This window comes from Anaerotignum faecicola, from assembly GCA_024460105.1.
Taxonomy (GTDB): domain Bacteria; phylum Bacillota; class Clostridia; order Lachnospirales; family Anaerotignaceae; genus JANFXS01.
The window spans coordinates 1-385 of sequence record JANFXS010000600.1 but is presented as its reverse complement, the minus strand read 5'-3'; the positions used below and the strand labels follow the sequence as shown (position 1 = coordinate 385).

Genomic DNA, 385 nt, shown 5'->3' with positions numbered 1-385 from the left:
ACCAACTTGCTTAGTGGAAAATCCAAACTTATCTACGACATACAGCCCCGTAATTCCTTGCAAGCCTGTTTGACAGAAATGCACGACGAAAATAAGTATCAAAACCATTCCTGCTGAGCCAAAAATTATACTTTTCAGGTCTGAAAAATCAAAGGGTTTTCTTTTTTCCGTCTGTCCTGAACGCTCAATTGACTCTGGCAAAAGTGTTAGAATTAGCAGAAAGGCAATAAATGAAATGCCGGCTCCTGTAAAAAATGGGAGCGCAAGCGAATAGCCTGCAAGAATGCCTCCCAATAATGGTCCCATCATTACGCCAACGCTCATTGAAGCTCCAAGTTGACTCATATTCTTGCTTCTTTCTTCCTCCGAGCTGGAATCTCCAACA

At 42.1% G+C, this 385-nt stretch carries 1 protein-coding gene; it reads right to left on the bottom strand.

Annotation, left to right across the window (positions count from 1 at the left end):
* Positions 1-385 (bottom strand): MFS transporter (locus tag NE664_15580; GenBank protein ID MCQ4728054.1); only part of this gene is annotated, 385 nt, incomplete at both ends.